The sequence below is a fragment of the Nitratidesulfovibrio sp. HK-II genome (assembly GCF_003402415.2).
Taxonomy (GTDB): domain Bacteria; phylum Desulfobacterota; class Desulfovibrionia; order Desulfovibrionales; family Desulfovibrionaceae; genus Cupidesulfovibrio.
The window spans coordinates 3601710-3626650 of record NZ_AP036014.1 but is presented as its reverse complement, the minus strand read 5'-3'; the positions used below and the strand labels follow the sequence as shown (position 1 = coordinate 3626650).

Here is a 24941-nt window from a genome sequence, read left to right as displayed (position 1 = left end):
TGCAGTGACGACGATTGCCGTGGCGCGCCCTAGGGCATCAGCGGGGCCAGCATCAGCCCGGTTTCCACGGGCAGGCCGAACATCAGGTTGGCGTTGGCCACGGCCTGGCCGGAAGCGCCCCGGCACAGGTTGTCGATGGCGGAAATGATGACCAGGCGGCCGGTGCGCTGGTCCGTCACCACGCCGATGTCGCAGAACATGGTGCCGCGCACGTGGCGGGTTTCCGGCAGTTGCCCGGCGGGCAGCACGCGCACCCAGCGCGACCCCTGCCAGGTCTGCTCGAAGGCGGCCTGCACGTCCTGCGGGCTGACGGGCTTGGCCAGCTTGGCATAGATGGTGGCCAGGATGCCCCGGTTGATGGGCAGCAGGTGCGGGTTGAACGAAACCACCATGGGCGCGCCCGCGATGGCCGACAGCTCCTGCTCGATTTCCGGGGTGTGACGGTGCTTGCCGATGTTGTACGCCCGGAAGGTGTCGGACACCTCGCAGAACAGCGTGCCCACGGCGGCCTTGCGGCCCGCGCCGGTTGCGCCGGACTTGGCGTCCACCACGATGCCGTCGGTTTCCACCAGCCCGTGCTTGAGCGCCGCGTACAGGCCGAGGATGGTGGCCGTGGGGTAGCAGCCGGGGTTGGCCACCAGCCCCGCCTTCTTCACCGCATCGCCATACAGTTCCGGCAGGCCGTACACCGCCTGGGGCAGTTCGGCACGGCGGGTGTGGGGCACCTTGTACCAGGCCTCGTACACGTCGGGGTCGCGCAGGCGGAAGTCCGCCGAAAGGTCCACCACGCGCAGGCCGCGCTGGCGCAGGGTCGCGCCCATTTCCATGGCCGCCCCGTGGGGCACGGCCAGAAAGGCCACGTCGCAGTTGGCGGCCAGGTCGTCCGGGTCGGGCGCGGTCATGCCCACGTCGCCGCCGGGCAGCCCGCGCAGAAAGGGATAGATGTCGGACAGGGGGCGGCCCGCCTCGGTGCGCGAGGTGGCCCGCACGAGGCGCATGTTCGGATGGCCCGCCAGCAGGCGGGTAAGTTCCATGCCCGTGTAGCCGGTAACGCCCACGAGCCCGGCGCGGATGCTAGTCATGCCGTGATCCTTGCGCTGTTTGATCTGTTTGATCCGTGTGGTCCGTGTGGTCCGTTCGATCTGTGGAATCTGACGGTTATTTCCTGTGCACCACGTACTTCATGCGCAGTTCATACAGCACGCCTTCCAGCAGGCGCGCCTCGTCCGCGTCGGCGCAGCCGCGCGTCTTTTCCTGCAGCATGGTCAGCACGTCGATGGTGTGCTTGGCCATCAGCAGGTTCTCGCCGGTGCGCCCGGTGTCCGGGTCGGGCACTTCGCCCAGTTGCACCAGCGCCGACGAGGCCAGCGACAGGATGAAGGTGGAAAAGGTCACCTGCGGCATTTGGGGCGCGCCGTCCTGCGTCCCGTCCTTGGCCCCGCCAGCCGCGCAGCCGCAGCCGGTGCGTTCGTTGTCGGTCATGGTCACATCCTCGCGTTTGGGGCCGGGCATGCGTTCCATTGCTCCGGCGCTCCTCGGACCCTCGTACCGCCGAGGGGCTGTTGCAAAATTAGGTTTTTTGTCCGTTGGCAAGGAAAACGAGCCTGCCATGAGGGAGTATACTCTTATCGTATTCGACCGACATGGCAGGCGAAGTTTGACGCAGCCAACGGGCGAAAGGACAATTTTGCAGCAGCCCCTAAATTTCCGTTCCCGGCGCAACCGCCAGCCCGGCCTGGTAGGCGGCCAGGGCCTGTTCCAGCACGTCGCGCGCGCCGATGTACCCGCCGCAGGCCCGGAAGCCCTCGGCCAGGGCGTGCAGCCCGGCGGCCAGGTCGGCCCAGTCCAGCCAGCCCATGTGGCCGATGCGGATGATGCGTTCCTTCAGGTGGTCCTGCCCGGCGGCCATGATGACGCCGTAGCGTTCCGCAGCCACGCGCAGCACGCCGGTGGCGGGCACGCCTTCGGGCAGCAGCACGCTGGTCAGGCCCCATGTGTAGCCTTCCTTCACCAGCGGCTCAAGGCCCATGGCCGTCACCCCGCGCCGGGCCATCTGGGTCAGCGCCCACTGCTTGCGGTACACGGTGTCCAGCCCCACCTCGCGGAACATGTCCAGGCTTTCGTTCAGCCCTATGATAAGGCTGACCGGCGTGGTGAACAGGGTCTGCTGCTTTTCCTGGTTGGCCAGCTCACCCCGGAAGTTGAAATAGAAGCACGAGGGGGGCACGGTGTCCGCCTTGCGCCAGGCCCGCTCGGACAGCGCGATCAGGCCGAGGCCCGGCGGCAGCATCAGCCCCTTTTGCGAGCCGGTGAGCAGGCAGTCGATGCCCCATTCGTCCATGGGGCAGGGCGAGATGCTCACGGCGGAGATGCCGTCGGCCACCAGCAGGGTGTCGCGCCCGGCGGTGAGCCTGGCGATCTCGCGCACCGGGTGCAGGGTGCCGGTGGAGGTTTCCGACAGCTGCACCAGCACGCCAGCGGCGTCCGGGTGTTCGTTGAGGGCGGCTTCCACTTCCGCCGGGGTGACCGGGCGGCCCCAGTCCACCACCACGGAAACCACGTTCAGGCCGCGCACGGCGGCGATTTCGCGCCAGCGCTGGCCGAACTTGCCGCCCTCGATCACGATGACCTTCTCGCCCGGCTTGAACAGGCCGTGCACGGCGGCGGTCATGACGCCCGAGCCGGAACAGGCCATGGGCAGCACCGGCTGGGCCGTGCCGAACAGCTCGCGCAGCTTGGGCTGCACCGCCGCCATGATGGCCTTGAAGGCGGGTTTGCGGTGGTGGATCATGTCATGGGCCATGGCCAGCCGCACCCGTTCGGGCGTGGGCGTGGGGCCGGGGGTGAGCAGGCGTGGCTTGTCGAGCATGCCGCAATGTCTCCGGTTCAGGCGCGGAAGATCCGCGCGGTGAAGGATTTCAGGTAGTCGGTCTCGGCCATGGCCGGGTGTACCGGATGGTCCGCGCCCTGATGCCCCTGTGCGATGATCTGGGCCTGCATCTTCCGCTTTGCCGCGGCATGGGTGAGCACGCGGCGCAGTTCTTCCCTGTCGAGGTGCTGCGAGCAGGAACAGGTGACGAATACACCCCCATCGGCCACCAGGTCGAGTGCCAGTTCGTTGGCCCGCTGGTAGGCCGTCAGGCCCTGCTTGGCGTCCTTCCTGCGCTTGATGAACGCGGGCGGGTCCAGACAGACCAGGCCGAACTTGCGGCCCTCGCGCCGCAGTTCCGCCATGGCCTCGAAGGCGTCGCCTTCTATGCCGTCGGCGTCGTCCACACCGCCTGGCCCATAGGCGCGGCCATTGGTCTTCACGTTTTCCACCGCCAGTTCGACGGCGGGCAGGGACGCATCCACCAGCGTCACCGAGGCCGCGCCAGCGCGCGCCGCCGTGGCACCAAAGCTGCCCACGTAGCAGAACACGTCCAGCACGTCCTGCCCCTTGGCGAAGCGGGCGGCAAAGGCCCGGTTGTCGCGCTGGTCGTAGAACCACCCGGTCTTCTGCCCGGCGGTGAGCGGCACGGTGAAGGTGCAGCCGTTCTCGGAAATCTCCGTGGTGTCGGGCACGGAACCGTACGCCACGCGCACCTCGCGGGTCAGCCCTTCCAGTTCGCGCGAGGCCGTGTCGTTGCGCAGCAGCACCCCGGTTGCGCCGGTGGCCTCCACCAGCGCGGCAACCACCGCGTCGGTCTGGGCGTCCATGCCCGCAGTGGTGATCTGGGCCACCAGCGTGTCGCCGTAGCGGTCCACCACCAGCCCGGGCAGCATGTCGCCCTCGCCAAAGCACAGCCGGTAGTGCGGCGTGTCGAACAGCGCCTGCCGCAAGGCCAGCGCGCGGCCAATGCGCGTTTTGAGCAGGTCCGCGTTCAGCGGGTCGTTCTCGCGGCGGCTCACCATGCGAGCGCAGATCAGCGAGGCCGGGTTCACGTAGGCCGTGCCCAGGCAGCGGCCCCCGTCGTCCAAGACCAGCGCGGCCTCGCCCGGCGCAAAGTCCTTGAGCGGCGTGCGCTGCACGTCCACCTCGTTGCTGAACACCCACAGGTGCCCCACGCGCAGTCGGCGCTCTTCTCCGCGTTTCAGGATCAGTGTCTTCATTGTGTCCGTGTGTTCTGGAGATGGTTATTTGGATGCGGGCCGGAGCAGTTCGGCGGCCTGCTTTGGAAATTTTGCAATCAGCCACTTGAGAGTTTCAAGCTGGTCAAGCGATGTGGCGCGCCGGATTTGGGTTAACAGCTTGAGCAGGTCTGGTCGCGTCAGCGTTGCGTTGCTGGCTCCTTCGTTGCAAACGGAACAGATGGCACGCAGGTTGGTAGCGTCATCCGTGCCCCCCATGCTCTTGTCCACAATGTGACCAATGTGGAGTCGGGTTTTGCGACTGGGATCATACGGATGCGGTTCGCCCGCCACTGCGCCGCACATTTGGCAGGTGAAACCGTTGCGATCAAGCACGAACGCCCTGGTCTCCTTGGAGATCGCACGTTCAAAGGCAGGCTGGGGCTTGGGGTTTTCGAGCAGGTATTGCCCCGGCTTAAGGTCGCTGCGGTCATGGTGCGTGAGTATCTGGTACCCCTCTTCCGTGCGCAATTCGCGAACACGACGTGCCCATTCGCTGATATTGCCGGAAACTTCCCGAAGTTCCGCAGATTCCATGACGCGCCCGATGTTGTCCAGAAAATGAGAGCGCAGCATGGTGCGCGCACCGGATTTCTTCTGTGTCATGATTACGCGACCTTGAAGAAGTGTTTTGCCGTAAGGCAGGCATGAATCTGCCCGCCGACGGCCGCTGCAACAGGGGGCGGAAAGGCATTGCCGATCTGCCGGTAGGCGGCGGTTTTTTTGCCGAGTATTGTCCAGCTATCCGGGAATCCCTGTACGCGTGCCGCCATGCGGGTGGTGAGGCGCGGCATGCCGACGAAGTCAGCAGGAGGAGCATCGTCCCAAAGCCCCATGCCATCCACACCAAGGGAGGCCCACGCCGCTTTGGCCCGGCTGGGGCCAAGGTCGGGTCCACCATGCTTCTTCGAGCCACCTACAAGGGTGGGGGCGATGGCGTTTGCCGTTTTCCGCCAGCGGGCCGCGCCTTTCCAGCCATTGGCGGCCATAAGGTCGTACAGGAGTTCGCCTACGCTGGGTGGGGCCGCTTGCAATGGTTCTGGCCAGTGGAATCCGTGGGCAAGTTCTTTGCGAATTGCCACAAAAACAACGCGTGGACGCAACTGCGAAACGCCGAAGTCGGAAGCGTTAAGAAGGCGCCAGCCCGGAGTGTATCCAAGCTTTTTAAGCTGCTGTTCCACGTGATTGCGGTAATCATCGAAGATGGCATCCAAAAGCCCCCGGACGTTTTCCAGCATAACGGCCTTGGGGCGGCACTCATCCACGAGGCGAATGGCTTCCGGGAAGAGGTTGCGTTCGTCGTTGGCCCCCAATTGTTTTCCGGCCTTGGAAAACGGAGGGCAGGGCACCCCCCCGGCAAGCAGGTCGATGCCCCGGTAGGCTACGCCGTCGAACGCGCGAACATCCCCTTCCATGACGTTCCAGGCAGGGCGATTGTGCCGAAGAGTGGCGCATGCGGCGGGTTCGATTTCTACAAGCGCGGCGTGGCCGAAGCCGCCCATCTCAAGCCCCAGGGCTTGGCCTCCTGCTCCAGCGCATATTTCGACAGAATTCAACATGAGTTATCCCTGTAGCAAAACGGTGTTCGGGGCAATATGTGTCCGCAGGGCAGGATTGCGGAAGAGTGTGCATGTCTAATGGGCAACGCCCCAGTTTTCCCCCTGCCCCCAATCGACGGCAAGGGGCACATCCAGCGCAACGCCGCCGGGGCGCACGCCGGACATGAGCGCGGCAAGGCGCTCGCCAGCGGCGGGGGCGTTGTCCTGCGGCACTTCCAGCAGCAGTTCGTCGTGTACCTGCAAGATGAGCCGGGCGTTCAGCGCGCGCAGGTCCGGGTCGGCATGGGCGGCCAGCATGGCCAGCTTGATGATGTCGGCGGCGCTGCCCTGGATCAGGGTGTTGATGGCCTGGCGGCGGGCCTGCGACTTCAGCTGGGTGTTTTCGGAATGGATTTCCGGCAGCAGGCGGCGGCGGCCCGCCATGGTGGTCACGTAGCCCAGCTCGCGGGCGGTGGTTTCCGCCTCGTCGTAGAATGCGCGCAGCTTCTGCAGCTTGCTGAAATACCGCTCGATGAACGCCTTGGCCTCGGTGAGCGGGATGCGCAGTTCCTGCGCCAGCTTCTGCGGCCCCATGCCGTAGATGAGCCCGAAGTTGATGGTCTTGGCGTTGCGGCGCTGGTCGGTGGAAACCTGGTCCTGCGCCACGTCGTACAGCAGGCTGGCGGTGCGGCTGTGGATGTCCGCCCCCTCGCGGAAGGCGGCCAGCAGCGTGGGGTCTTGCGACATGTGGGCCAGCACGCGCAGTTCCACCTGCGAATAGTCGGCGGACACCAGACGCAGGCCCGGCGCGGCGGTGAAGCAGGTGCGCATGCGGCGGCCCAGGTCGCCCCGCACGGGAATGTTCTGCAGGTTCGGGTTGCTGGACGACAGCCGCCCGGTGGCCGTGGCCAGCTGGTTGAAGGTGGTGTGGATGCGCCCGGCATCATCGACAAGGCGGGGCAGCGGTTCCAGATAGGTGGAACGCAGCTTCTCCAGCTTGCGGAATTCCAGGATGGCGTCCACCACTGGATGGCGGCCGGACAGCTTTTCCAGCACATCCTGCGCGGTGGAGGTCTGGCCGCCCTTGGTCTTGCCGCCCGTGGGCAGGCCCAGCGTGCCGAACAGCAGTTCGGCCAGCTGCTGCGACGAGCGGATGTTGAATTCGCCCCCGGCGGCCTTGTAGACGTCGCGCGTCAGGCGGTCCAGCTCGCCCTGCACCTCGCGCAGGAAGGCGGCGAAGGCGTTCAGGTCCACGGCGATGCCCGCGGCCTCCATATCGGCCAGCACGGGAATCAGCGGCATTTCCAGCGTGCGCATCAGGCGCGACAGCTGCGCCCCGGCCAGGCGGCCGGACAGCGCGCCCGCCATTTCCAGCGCCAACAAGCCGGGGTTGCCGGACGAGCGCTCCAGTTCGTCGCCCCAGCGGGCGGCCAGGCGCGGCCAGCCGTAGTCGCGCTCTTCCGGGTTCAGCAGGTAGGCGGCAAGGCCCAGGTCGAACCAGCGGGCCGGGTCCACGCCGCCCCAGGCCGGGTCGGTGCGCAAGAGGTGCTTCACGTCCGGCGCGGCCACCTGCGCGGCCTTGGAAAGGTGACGTGCCAGCGCGTCCACCGGGCCGGAATAGCGGCTTTCGCAATCCCCGGCGGCCACGGCGTAGGCGGTGATGGCGCCGTTGTCGAACAGCGGCGCCAAGGCGGCGGCCACGCCGTCGCAGTCGGGCAGCTTGCCGGGGTCCTTGCAGGTGCTCACCGGGTCGGCCCGGCGGCCCTCGTCGCCGAACAGGCTGGCCTGCACTTGGCTGGTGGAGCGCGGGGCAGAGGTGACGCTGCCGTTTTCGATCATGCCGGACAGTTCGCGGGTCAGCTGGCGCAGCTCGAATTCGCGCAGCATGGCCCCGGCCTCGGCCGGGTCCAGCGGGCGCACGGCGAGGTCGGGCAGGGTCACTTCCGGGCAGGCGTCGGTGGTCAGGGTGGTCAGCTGGCGGTACAGGAACATGGTTTCAAGGTGCGGCTCGAACTTGGCGCGCAGCTTTTCGGGCAGTTCGCCCACACGGTCGCGGATGTCTTCCAGCGAGCCGAAGTCCTTGAAGATTTTTTCCGCCGTCTTGGGGCCCACGCCGGGGATGCCGGGAATGTTGTCCGACGAATCGCCGATGACCGCCTGAAAGTCGGGCCAGCGGGCGGGGGCAAGACCCGTTTCCGCCGTGAAGTCCTTGAGCGTGACCAGCTTTTCTTCCTTGGCCGCCGGGTCCCACAGCACCACGTTGTCGTGCAGGCACTGCTTGAGGTCCTTGTCCGTGCCCACGATGACCACGGGGCGCTCGGCGCGGTGGCGCGCCGCCAGCGAGGCGATGCAGTCGTCGGCCTCGCACCCGTCGGAGACGACCAGCGGAAGGCCCAGCGCCTTTACCATGCGCTTGATGGGGTCCAGCTGCTGCACCAGCGGTTCCGGCGTCACGGCGCGCTGCATCTTGTACGGCGGGAACAGCTCGTGCCGGAAGGTCGGTCCCTTGCCGTCCAGCACGAAGCAGAAATTCGTGGGGCGTTCCTCGCGCAGAAGGCGCAGCAGGATGCGGGTGACGATGAACAGCGCGTTGGTGGGAAACCCGTCCGAACGCTGCATGCTCTGGTAGGCGTAGAAGCCCCTGAAGATGAAGGCCGAGCCGTCCATGAGCCACAGGGGCTCGCCGCGAAGGCCGAGGCGTTGGGTGAGCGACATGCTGGTTCCGGTTGGCGGTTTGGATGTGAGGGGATGGCGCGGGCCCCTTGCGAAGGGAGGCGAAGGGACGCGAAGGGGCTGCGCACGGACTGCGCAACGGCAACGCGCCCTGGCCGGGGCAACCTGCGCAAAGGGTATACGTCACGCCGCGCCCGAAGCAAAGCCGTGCGCGCGGGCGTGTACCGGCGGGGATTGGCCGGGACGGGGACGGAATCAGGATGCCGGATCACGTGCCGGGCTGCGTGCCGAAAGGAGGGCGAGGGCCGTCATCGCAACGGCTTCACCCGCTCCCGCACATCCCTGCGCCAGCGGTTCAGCGGGCGGCAGCAGCCTTCGCCCACCTGCAGCACGGCGGCAACCTGGGCGTCGGTCATCACCAGGCGGCAGCGGTAGCGCGCCCCGTCCCAGAACAGGCCGGGGCAGCGGCGGCGGTCGCCGTAGGCCTCGCGGCCCGGCGGGCACTGGGCCTTGGCGCAGCAGAAGCCGCAGCCCACGCAGTAGCGTTGCAGAAACAGCAGGGCGAACACGGCGCACCCTCCTTCCCCGTGTCTGCGGCGCGTGCCTGTGGCGCGCAGCTGACGCGCCTGGTCTTCGCTTCGTGGGGCGGCGCGGGCCGCGCGGCCGGGACGGGGATGCTTTTTCATAGCCCGCCGCGCGGTCGTTGTCAGCAGTGCGGGCCGCTCCCTCCGGCACGTCGCCCTCCTTTCGCTATCCTTTTTCGCCCGTGAGCGCGGTGCCCGCCGTCTTTCCGGCCAGCCCGCAGGCCCGCATTCCGCGCGTATTTTCATCACGTTTCCTCCGTTTATCGTCCCCGCGATAGAACCCGTTGCCCCTCCGCGCTACTCCCGTGGCTCACGATGCACGCCCCGCGTCCGGCTGTCCGATTCCGGATGCCCCGGCGAGGCGGGCGCACTCACCATCACACTCACTTCAACCAGCAAGGGAGGCGGGAATGGCGGATACCAACAACACGGGCGCGGCCCCGGCAAACGGAGCGGCGGACGCCGACGTCACCTGTTCACCGGTCCTCACGGGCATTCGGGCGGTGCTGGGCGAACGCACCCCCGGCAACATGGCCCTGTGGGCGCTGACCGCCGTGCTGCTGCTGGCGCTGGTCAAGGAATCGGTGGCCCCCTCGTGGACCGTGGCCTGGAGCCACCCCAACTGGGGCACCGTCAACGTGGTGCCGGTGCTGGGCATTGGCGTGGGCATGGTGGCCGGGTTCCTGGGCGGCATGGTGGGGGCGTTCATCAGCCTGTTCTCCGTGCCCCTGTACACCCTGTGGCTGGGCCTGCCGGTCAAGGTGGCCCTGGGCACCAACAGCCTTGCCTCGGCCGTCATCGGCCTGATGGCGGCCATGGTGCACCTGTCCAAGAAGACCCCCAACATGAAGGTGGCCTTCCCCATGATGGCCACCGGCTTTCTGGGCGCGGGCGCGGGCGCGTACCTTTCGCTGGGCATGACCCCGGAACAGCTGAAGATGTACTTCTCCGTGCTGGTGTTCGGCGCGGCGTTCTGGATGCTGTGGCGCGGCATTCGCCCCGCCCCGGCCAAGAGCGGCGGCTTCGTGGCCACCGAAAAGCAGGGCCTGCTGTACGCGGGCGGCGAATGGGGCGGCGTGCCCTACCGCACCAACATCCTGTACCCGGCCTTCGGCAACTTCTTCATCGCCGCCGTCACCGGCATCATCGGCGTGGGCGGGGGCTTTCTGTTCACCCCCATGCTGCACGCGGCCTTCGGCCTGCCCATGATGGTGGCCGTGGGCACCGGCAACTTCGTCAAGGTGGCCAACATCGGCTCGCAGTTCATCGTGCGCGGCGTGGCCGACACCGTCATCTACCAGCTGGCCGTGTTCGCCATGCTGGGCGGCTACTGCGGGGCCAACTTCGGGCGGCGTCTGGGCTGCGTGGTGGACACCCGCTACCTGCGCCTGTTGTTCGGCATCCTGCTGATCTTCGTGGGGTTGCAGTACATGGGCATTAAGCTCGGCCTTGGCAGCGCCTGATGTATCGCGACTTGTCCTTTCGTCCGCTGGCATCGTCGAACTTCGCCTGTCATGTCGGTCAAATACCAAAGAGTATATTCCCTCATGACAGGCTTGTTCTCCTTGCCAGCGAACAAAAATCCTGCGTCGCGAAAAGATAGCCCGAATCAGGGCTGAGAAGATTCATGAATCCCTGCGCCGCAGCAAGACGGCCCGCGTTTGGGCAAACTGAAGATCCATGAGCCCCAGTGCCGTAACGGGTGGGGGCACGTGAACGACAGAAAGAATGATGCGGTGGCCCCTGCGGCGCATCCGTAACGTATCCAATCAACGTCGGGAGAAACGACATGGCGAACAGAAAGGCCAGCAGGGCCGTGGACATCGCGCCGCGCAGCCTTGCGGAGGTGCGCACGGAAACGGTGGAGTGCGACCTGTTGATCATCGGCGGCGGCAACGCCGGGTGTTTCGTGGCCACCGAGGCCAAGCGGCTTGATCCGTCGCTGCGCGTGGTGATCATGGAAAAGGCCGAGATCATGCGTTCCGGCGCGTGTTCGGCGGGCATGGACGCCCTGAACACCTACATCCCCGAAGGCAAGACCCCGGAAGACCTGGTGCGCTGGAGCCGCGCCCAGGTGGGTGGCGGCCCCCTGCGCGAGGACCTGGCCCTCAGCAACGCCGAGGAGCTCAACGAGGCCATCGACGACCTGGAGCGCTGGGGCCTGCCCATCCTGCGCGACGAGAACGGCAAGATCCGTTATCGCGGCAAGTGGGACATTTCCATCCACGGCGAGCAGCTGAAGCCCATCATGGCCGAGAAGGCCATCGAGGCCGGGGCCGAGGTGTACAACCGCGTGGTGGGCACCGGCCTGCTCATGGACGGCGGCCGCTGCGTGGGGGCCATGGGCCTTGGCGTGCGCGACGGCCTGTTCTACGTGTTCCGCGCCAGGTCCGTGGTGGTTTCCACCGGCGGCGCGGGCACCCTGTACAAGTCGTACACGGCCGATTCCACCGACAGCGGCGCGCAGATCTGGATGTGCCCCTACTGCGTGGGCTCCGGCTACGCCATGGGCTTTCGCCAGGGCGCGGAGCTGTCCTCGCTGGAGCAGCGCTGGGTGGCCACCCGCACCAAGGACTTCTGCGGCCCCGTGGACACCATTTCGGTGGGCTACAAGGCCCCCATCATCAACTGCAAGGACGAGCGGGTCATGAGCCGCTACGCCCACCTCGGCGGCGACGCGGCCCCGCGCTTCATCCGGGCCAACGCCCCCATGGAGGAATGGCTGGCCGGGCGCGGCCCCTGCTACTGCGACACCCGCAACATGGCCCCCGAACTGGTGCAGGCCATGATGACCGACTACCTTAACGAGCGTCCGTCGTTCGTGCTGTTCCTGGCCAGCCGGGGGCAGGACGTGACCAGGGAGCCCATCGAGATCTACGGGTCCGACCCGTACATCATGGGCGGCCACACCATGGGCGGCTTCTGGGTGGACATGCAGCGCATGACCACCGTGCCCGGCCTGTTCGCGGCGGGCGAAACGGCGGGCGGCAACCCCAACAAGTTCGTGGGCGGCTGCGCGGCGGAAGGCAAGCTGGCCGCGCGCGGGGCCATTGCCTACATGGCGGCGGGCCTTGAAACGCCCGACGAGGCAGCCGTCACCATGCAGGTGGAGTCCGAAAAGGCCCGCGTGTTCGCGCCGCTGCTGCGCGGCGGCGACTACGACGGCGTGACCCCCACCGAGATGAAGGAACGTCTCCAGCGCCTGATGGACGAGTATGCGGGCGGCAGCTCGCAGTTCTACCGCACCAACGAGGAGCGCCTGGACTACGCCCTGCGCCACATCAAGATGCTGCAATCGCAGTTCGCCTACCTGAAGGCCGCCGACCTGCACGACCTGATGCAGGCCAACGAGACCATGGACCGCGTGGACGTGGCCGAGGCCGTGGTGCACCACCTGAAGGCCCGCCGCGAAACCCGCTGGGCCGGGTGGCAGACCCGCAGCGACTACCCTGGCCGCGACGACGCCAACTTCGACTGCTTCGTGGAAACCCGGCGCGACCCGGCCACCGGCGAGGTGACCGCCTTCACCCGGCCCTACGAGCAGCTGGTGCCGGGCGACCGGTTCAAGGCTTAACCGCATCTCATCCGGACGGAGGAACACATGCCGCCGAGAATACTGACCGAAAAGTGCAACGGCTGCGAAGGGCTGCCCGAATCGCGCTGCGAAGAAGCCTGCCCCGGCAACCTGATGGTGGTGGACGCAGCCACGGGCAAGGCCCGCTGCCGCTGCACGCGCGACTGCTGGGACTGCATGTCCTGTACCAAGGCCTGCCCCCGCGCCGCCATAGAGACGCGCATCCCCTACCAGTTGGGGTACCACAAGGCGTCCCTGCGGCCCATCATGGGCAAGGAGCACATCACCTGGAAGTGCGTGGACATCCACGGCGTGGAAACCACCTACAAGTATCGCAACCGCTTGCAGGCCGATAAGAACGCGTAATCACACTCCGGGGGGCGGGGGCGGCCCGGGCATGCGCTGTCCGATACCGCCCTTGCCCCCTTGCCATATGCCGCAGGAGCACTACGCTCTCCGCCAGGGGGGCCCATGGAACGCAACTGGCATCTCTGGACCGAGGATTTTTTCGCCGACCTGCCGGACGAGCGGGCGGCGTTTCTGGCGTTGTCGCGCCGGAGGGACTTTGCGAAGAACGACATGGTGTTCTTCGAGGAGGACTCCGGCGATTCGTGCTTCTACGTGGAGCAGGGCATCGTGCGCATTTTTCGCATTGCGCCGTCAGGCAAGGAGCCCATCTTTTTCCTGCGCCGCCGGGGCGAGATGTTCGGCCTGGCCGAGGTGCTGGATTCGGTGCCGCGCAAGGCCAATGCCCAGGCCCTGACCCCCTGCGTGCTGCGCGAGGCGGGACGGGACGAGTTCGAGAAGTTCCTGTCCGGCCATTTCGGCGCGGCGCGCAGGGTCATCGCCACGCTGGGCGGACGGGTGCGCTACCTGGGCGAGCAGGTGGGCAACCTGATGACCTGCGACGTGGGCACCCGGCTGGCCAAGCTGCTGGTGTACATGGCCTACGAGGTGCTGGGCGACGAGGCGGCATGGCTTGAACCGGCGGTGATCCCCGTGCGTCTGACCCAGGAGCAGATGGCCGCCATGACCGGATCGTGCCAGCAGACCGTCAGCGACTTTCTGCGCGAGATGCAGGACGAGGGGCTGGTGCGGGTGACCCGCCGCGAGGTGGTGGTGCTGCATCCGTTGCGGTTGCTGGAGCGCGCGGAACTGTAGAGGGTTTCGGCACGAGTGTCCTTTTGTCCTCTGACTGGCCGACCCGAAGGGCGCGTAGCGTGCCCGTTGGCGAGCTTGTGAGCCGTACGGGCATCGAGAGCAACGCTGTCAGAATGGATTTTTATTCCGGTCGAATACCATCAAAGTACGCTCTGCGGTCCTCATCCGTAAGGTTCGCTCCGCTCACCCAACGGCTGAAGCACTCCCTTTATAAAAATCCATTCTCCCTTGGCAGAGAACAAAAATCCTATTCGTGTCGGTACCCTCTGAAGCATCAAAAGTGTCGCGGTTGCTTCGCCGCCCACCGCGTGCTAGCACCGCGCCATGAGTACTCCTGTACGTTCCCCCCGTCGTGCCGCCCGGCCGGTGCTGCGCCGTGCCGCCACGCGTCTTTCCCCGCCCTGCGGCGGCTGCCCCGGCGATGTCCCCCCGCAAGGCGCGGACCCGTTCGCCCCTTCGCCTTGCGCGGGGTGCCCTTCCGTCCGTACCGAAACCGTGAACGATAGCCCCGCCGGGCAACCTGCCGGGCAGCCGGAGGCGTCGGCCCCTGCGGGCGCTTCCGCCACTTCCGTCCCGCCGCCCGCATCCGGTCCCGCACCCGTATCCGCACCCGCCTTGGCCCACGCCGCGCCCACGCGGGTGTGGCTGGCCCTGCTGGCCGTGGTGGCCGTGGGCATCGGCTGGCTGCTGGCCCGTCCGTTCATCCACACCCTTGCCGTGGCCATCGTGGTGGCCGCGCTGGCCGCGCCACTGCGGGAGCGCATCGCCCGCCGGGTGCACCAGCCGGACCTTGCGGCGGCGTCCACCATCGCCACCCTGCTGTTGTGCGTGGCCGCGCCGCTGGCCGTGTTCGTGGCCGCGCTGATTCCGCAGGCCCGCGCCCTGGCCCGCGCGGCCATGGCCTTCTACGCCGCGTCCGGCAGCGGCGCTGCCGACGGAACCGCCACCGCCGCATCCACGGCGGGCTCACTGCCCGCGCCGGTGGAACTGGGGCTGGCCCGGCTGCACGAACTTTCGGTGTGGGTCACCCAGACCCTGGCCGACTTCGGCATCGACGCCTCGGACATTGCAGACTTCGACCCGGCCAGCCTGCGCGGCACCCTGCTGGGCGCGGCCCGTCAGGCCGGGGAAGCCGTGCTGCACGGCATCACCGCCGGTGTGGGCAACGCGGTGTACCTGTTCGGCCATTTTCTGCTGATGCTGTTCATCCTGTATTTTCTGCTGCGCGACGGGCGGCAGATGCTGGCCTTCGTCAAGCGCGTCTCGCCGCTGGCCCACGCCCAGGAGGACCGGCTGATCTCGGCCCTGCGCGGGGTGGCCCGCTCGGTGTTCATGGGCGGGGTGCTGGTGGCGGTGTTCCAGGGCGTGATCGGCGCGGTGGGCTTTGCCCTGGTGGGGCTGCCCGCGCTGTTCTGGGGCTTCGCCATGTCCTTCGCGGCCATGATTCCCGTGGTGGGTACCGCGCTCATCTGGGCTCCGGCCACGGCCTACCTGTACCTTTCGGGCGAAACGTGGCGGGCGGTGTTTTTGCTGGGGTGGTGCGCGGTGCTGGTTTCCAGCTCCGATGGCCTGCTGCGGGCGTGGTTCATGAAGGAAGGCGCGGGCATCCCCATGCTTTACCTGTTCCTGGCCATTCTGGGCGGGTTGAACATGTTCGGCATGCTGGGCCTGTTGTACGGGCCGTTGCTGCTTACCTTCGCCATGGTGGCCCTGGCCATGTACGCCGAGGTGGCCGCCGAAATGGCCCCCAAGGACGGCGGGCCAATCCGGTAAGTCCGGCCAGTCCGGTAAGTCCGGCCAGTCCGGGCCAGTCCGGTAAATCCGGCAGATGGCCGCTGGCTCTGGGACCACGCCGGTTCGACGATGCAAAAGGCCCCCGCTCACGCGGGGGCCTTGTCGTGTTTCGTGTCTGTCCGGCCCGGATAGGCTCGGCCCGGATAGGCTCGGGCCGGACCTGCTCGGCCCGAAACAGCCCTGCTGTCGGGCAGGGCCGTGCAGGGGGACGCGGGTTACGCCTGCTTCAGTTCCTCCACCAGGCCGCGCAGCTCGGCCGCCATGCGGGCCAGTTCGGACACGGCGGCGGCCGACTGGTTCATGGCATCGGCGGTTTCCGTGGCGATGCGGTTCACTTCCTCGGTGCCCCGGTTGATCTGCTCGCTGGCGGCGGACTGTTCTTCCGACGCCGTGGCGATGGACCGCACCTGGTCGGCGGTGGTCTGCACGATGGTCACGATGTCGCCCAGCGAGCGCCCGGCCACGGTGGCCAGTTCGGTGCTGCGGCTCACCGCGCCCGACGCCTCCTCCATGCCCCGGATGTTCTCGCGGGTGCCGGTCTGGATGGCGCGCACCGCCTCGTCCACCTCGCGGGTGGCGTTCATGGTCTTTTCGGCCAGCTTGCGCACCTCGTCGGCCACAACGGCGAAGCCGCGCCCGGCGTCGCCGGCGCGGGCCGCCTCGATGGCCGCGTTCAGCGCCAGCAGGTTGGTCTGGTCGGCGATGTCGCTGATGACGCCCATGATCCGGCCAATGCCCTCGGCCCTGGTGCCCAGGTCGCCCAGGCTGCGGGTCAGTTCGCCCGCGTGGCGGCTGACCTCGTCGATGGCCTCCACCACGGATTCCACGACTCCGGCCCCTTCCTGGGCCGTGGCGCGCGCCCGGTCGGCGCTTTCCGCGGCGTCGGTGGCGTTGCGCGCCACTTCCAGCACGCTGGCGTTCATCTGGTCCATGGCCGTGGCGGCCTCTGCCGTGCGTTCGCGCTGCACCTCGGTGCCGCGCGACGACTGTTCGATCTGTGCGGCCAGTTCCTCGGACGCGGCGCCCACGCGCATGACGATGACGTCCAGTTGCCCGGCGGCATGCAACATGCCTTCGCGGCGGGCTTCCTCGGCGCGGCTCTTGGCGGCCTCGGCCTCCTGCACGGCGTGTTCGGCGCGGCGGGTCTGCTCCTCGGCTTCCGCGGTCTTGTGGTCCGCCGTGGCGATCATCTCGCGCAGGTTGCCCACCATGGTGCGCAGGGCGTCGGCCAGGGTGCCGATTTCGTCGTTGCGGCGCAGGTCAAGGCTGCGGCCAAGGTCGCCGTCCGCCACGGCCTGCGCGAAGGACACGCTGGACCCCAGCGCCCGCGTCACCCCGCGCACGATCCAGAACACCACCAGGCACACCAGCACGATGGCCCCGCCCCCCGTGGCCATGGCCGCGTTGCGGATGCCCGTGACCGACGCGGCGATGTCCGACGCGCTGACGTTCACCGCGATGATCCAGCCGGTGGTCTCGTTCAGGGTGAAGGCGGCGGCCTTGTGCTGGCCCTCGAAATCGTATTCCAGGGTGCCGGAGCGCCGGGCGATGAGCCTCTTGCCCCAATCGAACTCGTTCAGATCCAGCTTCAGCAGCAGGTCCTTCCTGGGGTGCGCGGCCAGTTTGCCGGAACGCGCCACCAGGAAGGCATAGCCGTTCTTGCCCACCTTCACCGGGTCCACCAGCCGGGCGGACAGCACGGCCAGGTCCACCGGCGCGGAGAGCACGCCCAGGACCTTGCCGTCCTTGCGGATGGGCACGGCCAGCACGAACACCGGCGCGTTGCTGATCTTGCTCATGAAGGCGTCGGTGATGGTCGTTTCGCCGCGCATGCCGTTCTTGAAGTAGTCGCGCTCGGCCAGATTGTCGCGCCCCACGCTGTCGGGGCGGGTGCTGGCCGCCACGATGCCGTCCGGCCCGATGACGTTGACGGCCTGGAGCACCGGGTTGGCCTCCATGATGTCGCGCAGGGCGGCGTTGGCCGTGCCCACGGGATCGGGGGCCGCGCCGCCGGGCGTGAGCACGCCGGTGATGTCGGCGGCCTTGGCCTGCGAGGTGAGGGTGGTGCGCAGGTCGCCCACCCGCTCGGTAAAGCCCAGGCTGGCTGTGGCGGCGATTTCGTTGGCCGTGGAAATGTAGCCGTTCCACAGGGCATCGGTGGCGTTGCGGTAGGACAAGGCGCCCGACGCCGCCATGGACAGCACGACCACGCCCACGATGGGCAGCAGGAACTGCGCGCGCAAATTCAGTTTCATGAAGTTCCCCCCGGCGGGGTTGCGGTAGGCCATCGCGCTGCCCGTCCCCCCCGGGAGGGCATGCGTGATGCGGGCGTGATGCCCTGGTTGCATGGTATGCACGATGAGTGTGGTCCCTGCGCACGGGCGTGACGTTGCCCGGCCCGGTGGCGGCAGCCGCGGCCAAAAGCCGGGGGGGCGCGCCGCGCGGGTGAGTGCGCGATGCCGCGTCGACGGGTGCGACGGCGGGCGGGACAGTGCGGTGGGTGCCGGAGGTGCGTGCCGCCAATCGTGTTTGTTTGATCAGGCAGTCACGCGAAGCGAAGGTTCCCCTTCAGGCGGGGAAAAGGTGACGGATGCAAGGCGGCCCGGCTGTCTTCGAGAGACCCGTGGCTTTCCGTCCCTACCTCACGGCAGGTTTGGCATTTGTCTCGCAAAGGCTCAACTGCGACATATCGCCTTTTCTGTCAATTGAATTGTAACCCCACCGTTACAAATGTTCATGAGTAGGTTTTTTGTTTGGCGATGGCGTTCTTTGTGCAATATTCCGATATGTTTCGAATATGCCTTTCGATGTCACAAGGTCGCGAGGGGGCTGGTTCGAGTTCGTACCCGGAAACGAGGCAAGCCCCCATGCGGGGGCTTGCCTGAATGTACCTTGTGGGTAGGGGAGTGCCTCTCGCGAGAAGGCACCCGTCGCGAAAGGGCGGCAATGGCAATGCCCGCCATTGCCGCATGCTGCGGGCGCTATTCCACCGTCACGCTCTTGGCGAGGTTGCGCGGCTGGTCCACGTCCTTGCCCAGGTAATCGGCGGCCTCGTAGCTGAACAATTGCAGGGCGGGCAGCACCAGGAAGGCGGCCATGGGGCCCCAGGCGTCGGGGATGGACCAGGGGTGGTCCACCTTCAGTTCCACGCCGGGGTTGGTCAGGGCGATGATCTTGCCGCGCCGGGCCTGCACTTCCTCGATGTTGGACTTCACCTTGGGGAACAGCTCGTCGTTCAGGGCCAGGGCAAAGGTGGGGAAGTCCGGGTCGATGAGCGCGATGGGGCCGTGCTTCATTTCGCCGGATGCGTAGCCCTCGGCATGGATGTACGAGATTTCCTTCAGCTTCAGCGCGCCTTCCAGCGCCAGCGGGAAGCAGTGGCCGCGGCCCAGGTAGAAGAAGCTCTTGGCCTTGGAGTAAGTGCGGGCCAGCACCTGCGCCTCGTCGCGCATGGCGGGCAGCACGGTTTCCAGTTGGCCGGGCAGCTTCTTGAGGGTTTGCAGCACGTTGGCCCGCACAGTGTCGGACAGCGCGCCGGTGCTGCGGCCCCAGTGCAGGGCCATCAGGGTCAGCAGCACCATCTGGCTGCACATGGCCTTGGTGGAGGCCACGCTGATTTCCGGCCCGGCCTGGGTGTAGATGACCGCGTCCGCCTCGCGCGCGATGGACGAGCCCACCACGTTGCACAGGCCCGCCACCTTCACCCCGTGCTCCCGCGCTATGCGCAGGGCCGCCAGGGTGTCCGCCGTTTCGCCCGACTGGCTGATGACCAGCACCATGTCCGCCGGGTCCAGGATGATGTCGCGGTAGCGGAACTCCGACGCGATTTCCACGTTCACCGGCACGCGGGCCCAGCTTTCCAGCAGGTGCTTGCCCCACATGCCCGCATGGTACGAGGTGCCGCAGGCCACGATGTGCAAGCGCTTGGGCACCGGCAGCGCGGCCAGCTCCGGCAGGGTCACTTCCATGCGGTTCCAGTCCACCCGGCCGGCCAGACAGTCGGTGATGACCTTGGGCTGCTCGAAGATTTCCTTGAGCATGAAGTGCTTGTAGCCGCCCTTCTGGGCCGCCTGCATGTCCCACTGGATGTGGTTGACGGTCTTGTCCACCGTCGACAGGTCGGCGATGCGCATGACCTTCCACGAATTGGCGTCGATGCGCACCAACTCGCCGTCTTCCAGAAACACCACGTCGCGGGTGTAGGGCAGGAAGGCGGGGATGTCGGACGCCACGAAGTTCTCGCCGGTGCCCACGCCCAGGATCAGCGGGGCGGACAGGCGCGCGGCGTAGAGCACGTCCGGCTCTTCCGGCGTGGTCAGGGCCACGGCGTAGGCCCCGTGGGCCTGGCGCAGCGCCCAGGCAAAGGCGTCGAGCGTGGTGGCGGTGTGCTTGCGGCCCTCGGAAATGAGGTTGGCCAGCACCTCGGTGTCGGTTTCGGAATGAAAGACGTAGCCCTTGGCGGCAAGGTCGGCCTTCAGTTCCGCGTAGTTTTCTATGATGCCGTTGTGCACGATGGCCAGATGGCCGTCGTTGGACTTGTGCGGGTGGGCGTTGCGTTCCACGGGAATGCCGTGGGTGGCCCAGCGGGTGTGCCCCATGCCCGTGGTGGCCACGGTGTTGGGGCACGAGGCCAGCTTTTCGTCAAGGGCGGACAGTTTGCCCTCGGCGCGCACGGTGATGAGCTCGCGGTTCTGGACGAAGGCCACGCCCGCGGAATCGTAGCCGCGATATTCGAGGCGGCGCAGGCCTTCTATGATGAGGGGAACGGCGGGACGATGACCGGCGTATCCGATGATGCCGCACATAGGTGGTGTGCTCCTTGGGAGAGGCGCGGCGGACGCCGCGCGGCGACGGCCGGGGTGGCCGCCGGAAGGTGTGTCGCGAGGGTGGCGGCGCATGCCGCCCGAACGATTCCTCGCGGTGTGGCATGTATCAGGTTTGCGGCACGGTTCGCAACTGGTGGCAGGGGGGCGGAAGCGGGGAACGGCGGCGGTGGAACTTGCCGGGGGCGGCCGCCGCGCGGCACGCTTGCCGGGCTGGCGCAGGCGATGCGCCATGCCCCGCCATGCCCCGCCATGTCCCGCCATGCCCCGCCATGCTCCGCCATGTCCCGCCATGTTCCGCCATGCCCTGTCACGCCGGGTCCGGCGGGGCGCATCGCACTCCGCTGCATGCCATTCCGGGTCGGCGCGCCCGGTCCGGACCTATTCCTCCGGCTCGGCCAGGGCCACCAGGTCGTAGGTGCGCGCCTCCACGATGTCCGCCTCCACCAGCGCGCCGGGGGCGACCCCGGCCCCGCTCACGTAGGTGACCCCGTCTATCTCCGGGGCCTGGAACCAGGTGCGCCCGGTGTGCAGGCCGGGCCATTCGTCGTGGGGGGCGTCCACCAGCACGGGCAGCCGCTGGCCCACGTATGATTCCATGATCTCCTCGCTGATTTCGGCCTGCACTTCCATCAGCGCGTCGCGCCGCCATTCCTTCACCGTGTCGTCAACCTGCTCGGGCATGGCGGCGGCGGGGGTGCCTTCCTCGGCCCGGTAGGCGAACACGCCCAGGTGATGGAAGCGCGTCTCGACCACGAAATCGGTGAGCGCGGCGTAATGTTCCTCGGTCTCGCCGGGAAAGCCCACGATGATCGAGGTGCGCAGGGCCGCATCCGGAAAGTGCTTGCGGATGCGTTCCACCACCGCGCGGGGGTTGCGCGCGAAGGGACGCCCCATGCGGCCCAGCACGTCCGGGTGGGCGTGCTGCAGCGGCACGTCGAAATAGGGCACGAAGGGCGCGCCCGCCGCCGCGAGGTAGGACAGCAGGTCGTCGTTGAGCCCGGCCGGGTACAGGTACATCAGGCGCAGCCGGTCCAGCCCCGGCAGCGGCAGCAGGCGGTCCAGCAGGGGGCGCAGGTCGCCCTTGCCGCTGGCCTTATTCAGGTCCTCTCCCCAGGCGGTCACGTCCTGCGCCACCAGGATCAGTTCGCGCACGCCCATGTCCAGCAGTTGGCGCGCCTCGCGTTCCAGCTCCGCCGCAGGGGTGGAGCGGTGCGGGCCGCGAATGGAGGGGATGGTGCAGAACGAACAGTTGTGGCGGCACCCGTCGCTGATCTTCAGCCAGGCGTACGACGGCCCGGTGGACAGCAGGCGCGTGCCCCCCGCGTAGCCGGGCGCGACGACGCCCGGCGCGCCGAACGCGGCCACGCCCCCGGACCCCAGGGCGTTGGCCAGCAGGTCCGGCCAGTTCTCGATGGACTGGTTGGGCAGCCACAGGTCCACCTCGGGCAGTTCTGCGGCCAGGTCGCGCTCGCCGTAGCGGCCCACCAGGCACCCGGCCACGGCCAGCAGGGGACGCCGGGCCAGCCCGGAAATCTCGTCCACGGCCTCCACCACGGTGCGCACCGATTCTTCCACGGCGGGCAGGATGAAGCCACAGGTGTTCACGAGCACCACGTCGGCCTCGGCCATGGTTTCCACGGGCCGCACGGGCGTGCCCAGCGCGCCCAGCAGGCGTTCGGTGTCCACGCGGTTCTTGGGGCAGCCGAGGCTGACGGAATAAACACTTATCATTGGATGGCGTTCCGGGTATGGAAAAGATGGAAGGTACCGCGTGCGCCCGTGGCGGCACATGCCCGTGCCACGGAAGCCGCGCCCACGCCCCCCGACCCAGCGAGGGCGGAATGTTGCGGACGGCGTGGTGCTGGGTGCCGCGTACCCGCAATGCGCGCCGCGCGCAAGCCCCCGCCGGAACCCCGGCCCCGCGCCCGCATGATGTCCGTCGGCCATGGCCGCCCCTGCCGCCCCCGCCGTTCCGGCAGTCCCCGCAGTTCGGACCAAGGAGCCCCGCATGACCACGCAGCCCTTCCCCGGCCCGCCCGCATCGCCCCCCACCGCACCGGAAACAGGCGAAGAACCACCCCGCGCCGCGCCGGGCTGCCCGGATTGCGGCCCGGCGTGCATGTCCTGCGTCCCGTCTGGCCTTGCCGGTCAATCAGGACAGTCCGGCCCATTGATGGCGGCAGCTGACCCGCACGACCAGGCCGCGCCGCCGCGCCGCCCCTTTCCCGTGGCGCTGGCGGGCGTGGGGCGCGCCTTGCGTCCGGTGGCCGGGCTGCTGCGCAGGCCGGATTTTCTGCGGGGCTTTCCGTGGGTGCGGCTGGCGGGCCTGCTGCTGACCGAACAGGACCACGAGGAACTGGCGCAACACGCCTGCCAGCCCCCCGGCCTTGGCGACGATGTTCCGCCCCCCGGCCCCGGCGCAAGCCAGTCCGCCATCAACTTCGCCATCCTTGAAGCCCGCGCGGGTCTGCCGCCCGTCCCCCCCGATCCCGGCGGCGCGCCCCGCTTCGATTCCGCCGCCGCCCTGTTCGCGGCCCTGCCCGACCTGCGCATGGTGCTCGACCTGTCCGATGACGGCCGCCACATGGCCGACCTGCGCGCGGCGGTCCCCGCCGGCGTCTCGCTGCTGGACGCGGGCGGCGCGCTGTGGGTGTGGGAAATGCTGGCCTCGGAAAAGCTGTGTTCCACCTGCAACCTGCACCTGCGCGAGGCGCGCGACCTGTTCGCCACGCTCATCGACCAGGTGGACGAGGACATCCTGCTGCTGGACACCGAAGGCCGCATCGTGGACCTGAACCGCAATATCCTGCAACGCAAGGGCGGTTCCAAGGACGACTGGATAGGCACCTGCTGCTGGCAGCTCGACGGGCCGTCCTTCTGCTGTCCGCCCCAGCACGGGGGCTGCACCTTCAAGGAAACGGTGACCACCGGGCGCAAGGCCGAACGCATCCACACCAAGGTCAACGAAGACGGGCGGGTGCAGTATTTCAGGGTATACACCTACCCCGTCACCGACGAGACGGGCCGCATGACGCGGGTCATCGAGATGCGGCGCGACATCACCAACCGCACCAACATGGAAATCCGCCTGCAACAGGCGGAGAAGATGGCCGCCATCGGCGAACTTTCCACCTATGTGGCGCACGAGATTCGCAACCCGCTGTTCGCCATCGGGGGCTTCGCCAATTCGCTGCTGCGCTCGCCCTCGCTGGACGATGCCGCGCGCGGCAAGGTGCAGGTGATCCTGGAGGAATCGCGGCGGCTGGACACCATCCTGAAGTCCATCCTCAACTTCGCGCGGCCCACCTCGCCCCGCACCGGCGAGGTGGACCTGAACCTGCTGGCCCGCCAGACCATGGAATTGATGGGCATCGGCTTCGACCAGCGGCGCATCGAAATCGACCTGCAACTGGCCCTCGATATTCCCAAGGCGCGCGGCGACGGCGAAATGCTCAAGCAATGCCTGATCAATCTCGTCAAGAACGCGCAGGAGGCCATGCCCGACGGCGGCCGCCTGACCGTGCGCACCGGCATGACCCCGCAGTACGTGCACATCGCCGTGGAGGACACGGGCGTGGGCATTCCGGCGGACCTGCACGACAAGATATTCAGCCCGTTCTTTTCCACCAAGGAAAAGGGCGCGGGCATCGGCCTGGCCATGAGCCGCAAGATCATCGAGGAAATGGGTGGCCAGGTGGACCTGCAAAGCCAGGTGGGCAAGGGCACCACCATCACCTTGCGCCTGCAACCGCTGCTGGCCGTGCCCGAACAGGCGGCCCCGGCACGGGACGACCCGGCGGGCGAGGGACTGAAGGGGTAGGCGCGCCGCGCCGCATAACCGCCCGTAGCCAAGCCGCCGCTTGCCGCGCTCTCTTGCCTCCGGGGCGATTCTTCCGCACAATGCGCCGCGCATCCGTTGCACAGCGCGGGCATCACCCGCCGCCACCCCAACCCTGAACCCGAACCCGACCCTCGACACACCATGACCACCGCTTCGAACACCATCGGCGACACCGCCGTCATCGTGCTGGCCACCCGCAACGCGGGCAAGATACGTGAACTCAACGACATGCTGCGCGATACCGGCGTCACCGTGGTCGGCCTGGATGCCTACCCCGAGATCGGCGAGATCGAGGAAACCGGTGTCACCTTCGAGGAAAACGCCCTGCTGAAGGCGCGCACCGTGGCCGAACTGACCGGCCGCATCGCCGTGGCCGATGATTCCGGACTCGAGGTGGACGCCCTGGGCGGCGCGCCGGGCGTGTATTCCGCCCGCTATTCCGCAGAAGACGGCGTGCCCGCCACCGACGCCCGCAACAACGAGAAGCTGCTGGCCGCCCTGTCCGGCGTGCCGGATGCGCAACGCACGGCCCGCTTCCGCTCGGTCATCGCCGCCTGCGCCCCGGACGGCCGCCACATCACCGCCGCCGGGGCCTGGGAAGGCCGCGTGGCCGCCGCCCCGCAGGGCGACAACGGCTTCGGCTACGACCCGCTGTTCTTCGACCCGGAACTGGGCCGCACCGCCGCCACCCTGACCCGCGACGAAAAGAACGCCCGCAGCCACCGGGGCAAGGCCCTGCGCCGCCTGCTGGAATTGTGGCCCGCCTTCGCGGGGGGCAAGGGCTAGTCCAGGTACTTTCGCCTCCGTCCGCACCAAACGACGCCCCGCGACGTTCCGGCT

General features: G+C 67.9%; 18 protein-coding genes and 1 riboswitch. Of the genes, 7 read left to right on the top strand and 11 right to left on the bottom strand.

Annotation, left to right across the window (positions count from 1 at the left end; all coding sequences use genetic code 11):
- Window positions 1–29: 29 nt before the first annotated feature.
- The 8 genes from argC to RVX_RS15270 form a co-directional block, all read right to left on the bottom strand.
- Window positions 30–1082 carry an N-acetyl-gamma-glutamyl-phosphate reductase gene (gene argC / locus RVX_RS15305; RefSeq protein WP_116308035.1) on the bottom strand — a complete coding sequence of 351 codons (1053 nt, stop codon included), beginning with the start codon at window positions 1080–1082 and terminating at the stop codon, window positions 30–32.
- A 76-nt stretch (window positions 1083–1158) separates the two neighbouring features.
- Entirely contained in the window at window positions 1159–1482 is a 324-nt protein-coding gene (locus tag RVX_RS15300; RefSeq protein ID WP_116308103.1) for a DUF1844 domain-containing protein, read from the bottom strand.
- A 217-nt stretch (window positions 1483–1699) separates the two neighbouring features.
- The gene (locus RVX_RS15295; protein ID WP_116308034.1) at window positions 1700–2869 is read right to left on the bottom strand and encodes a pyridoxal-phosphate-dependent aminotransferase family protein; all 1170 of its coding nucleotides are present in this window, start codon (window positions 2867–2869) and stop codon (window positions 1700–1702) included.
- 17 nt (window positions 2870–2886) lie between these two features.
- A complete protein-coding gene (locus tag RVX_RS15290; protein WP_116308033.1) occupies window positions 2887–4092 on the bottom strand; it encodes a class I SAM-dependent rRNA methyltransferase in 1206 nt (401 codons plus the stop codon).
- Between the two features lie 24 nt (window positions 4093–4116).
- On the bottom strand, window positions 4117–4716 hold the full coding sequence (locus RVX_RS15285; RefSeq protein ID WP_216362360.1) for an HNH endonuclease: 600 nt from the start codon (window positions 4714–4716) through the stop codon (window positions 4117–4119).
- Window positions 4717–4718: 2 nt separating this feature from the next.
- Entirely contained in the window at window positions 4719–5669 is a 951-nt protein-coding gene (locus RVX_RS15280) for a DNA cytosine methyltransferase (protein ID WP_116308032.1), read from the bottom strand.
- Window positions 5670–5744: 75 nt separating this feature from the next.
- Window positions 5745–8363 carry a DNA polymerase I gene (gene polA, locus RVX_RS15275; protein ID WP_116308031.1) on the bottom strand — a complete coding sequence of 873 codons (2619 nt, stop codon included), beginning with the start codon at window positions 8361–8363 and terminating at the stop codon, window positions 5745–5747.
- 266 nt (window positions 8364–8629) lie between these two features.
- Complete coding sequence (locus tag RVX_RS15270; protein WP_116308030.1) at window positions 8630–8890, bottom strand: hypothetical protein; 261 nt, start codon at window positions 8888–8890, stop codon at window positions 8630–8632.
- A gap of 425 nt (window positions 8891–9315) precedes the next feature.
- Here RVX_RS15270 and RVX_RS15265 point away from each other — a divergent pair, with 425 nt between their 5' ends.
- From RVX_RS15265 to RVX_RS15245, 5 genes are all read left to right on the top strand, one after another.
- Window positions 9316–10368 carry a sulfite exporter TauE/SafE family protein gene (locus RVX_RS15265; RefSeq protein ID WP_116308029.1) on the top strand — a complete coding sequence of 351 codons (1053 nt, stop codon included), beginning with the start codon at window positions 9316–9318 and terminating at the stop codon, window positions 10366–10368.
- Between the two features lie 326 nt (window positions 10369–10694).
- On the top strand, window positions 10695–12479 hold the full coding sequence (locus tag RVX_RS15260; RefSeq protein WP_116308028.1) for an FAD-binding protein: 1785 nt from the start codon (window positions 10695–10697) through the stop codon (window positions 12477–12479).
- Between the two features lie 27 nt (window positions 12480–12506).
- The gene (locus RVX_RS15255) at window positions 12507–12845 is read left to right on the top strand and encodes a 4Fe-4S dicluster domain-containing protein (RefSeq protein ID WP_116308027.1); all 339 of its coding nucleotides are present in this window, start codon (window positions 12507–12509) and stop codon (window positions 12843–12845) included.
- A gap of 105 nt (window positions 12846–12950) precedes the next feature.
- Window positions 12951–13640 carry a Crp/Fnr family transcriptional regulator gene (locus RVX_RS15250; protein ID WP_116308026.1) on the top strand — a complete coding sequence of 230 codons (690 nt, stop codon included), beginning with the start codon at window positions 12951–12953 and terminating at the stop codon, window positions 13638–13640.
- A 495-nt stretch (window positions 13641–14135) separates the two neighbouring features.
- Window positions 14136–15413 (top strand): AI-2E family transporter, encoded by a 1278-nt coding sequence (locus RVX_RS15245; protein WP_116308025.1) that lies wholly within the window; start codon window positions 14136–14138, stop codon window positions 15411–15413.
- 236 nt (window positions 15414–15649) lie between these two features.
- On the opposite strand, the gene RVX_RS15240 is transcribed toward RVX_RS15245, so the two are convergent.
- From RVX_RS15240 to rimO, 3 genes are all read right to left on the bottom strand, one after another.
- The gene (locus tag RVX_RS15240) at window positions 15650–17689 is read right to left on the bottom strand and encodes a methyl-accepting chemotaxis protein (protein ID WP_172596670.1); all 2040 of its coding nucleotides are present in this window, start codon (window positions 17687–17689) and stop codon (window positions 15650–15652) included.
- 338 nt (window positions 17690–18027) lie between these two features.
- A riboswitch (cyclic di-GMP riboswitch) is annotated at window positions 18028–18102 on the bottom strand.
- Between the two features lie 313 nt (window positions 18103–18415).
- A complete protein-coding gene (gene glmS / locus RVX_RS15235) occupies window positions 18416–20239 on the bottom strand; it encodes a glutamine--fructose-6-phosphate transaminase (isomerizing) (protein WP_116308023.1) in 1824 nt (607 codons plus the stop codon).
- 399 nt (window positions 20240–20638) lie between these two features.
- A complete protein-coding gene (gene rimO / locus RVX_RS15230; protein ID WP_116308022.1) occupies window positions 20639–21991 on the bottom strand; it encodes a 30S ribosomal protein S12 methylthiotransferase RimO in 1353 nt (450 codons plus the stop codon).
- 277 nt (window positions 21992–22268) lie between these two features.
- Here rimO and RVX_RS15225 point away from each other — a divergent pair, with 277 nt between their 5' ends.
- Together RVX_RS15225 and RVX_RS15220 are read left to right on the top strand one after the other, a co-directional pair.
- Window positions 22269–24080, top strand: a complete 1812-nt coding sequence (locus RVX_RS15225; RefSeq protein WP_420192361.1) for an ATP-binding protein — start codon at window positions 22269–22271, stop codon at window positions 24078–24080.
- A 162-nt stretch (window positions 24081–24242) separates the two neighbouring features.
- The gene (locus tag RVX_RS15220; RefSeq protein ID WP_420192360.1) at window positions 24243–24887 is read left to right on the top strand and encodes an XTP/dITP diphosphatase; all 645 of its coding nucleotides are present in this window, start codon (window positions 24243–24245) and stop codon (window positions 24885–24887) included.
- The last annotated feature ends 54 nt before the right edge of the window (window positions 24888–24941 follow it).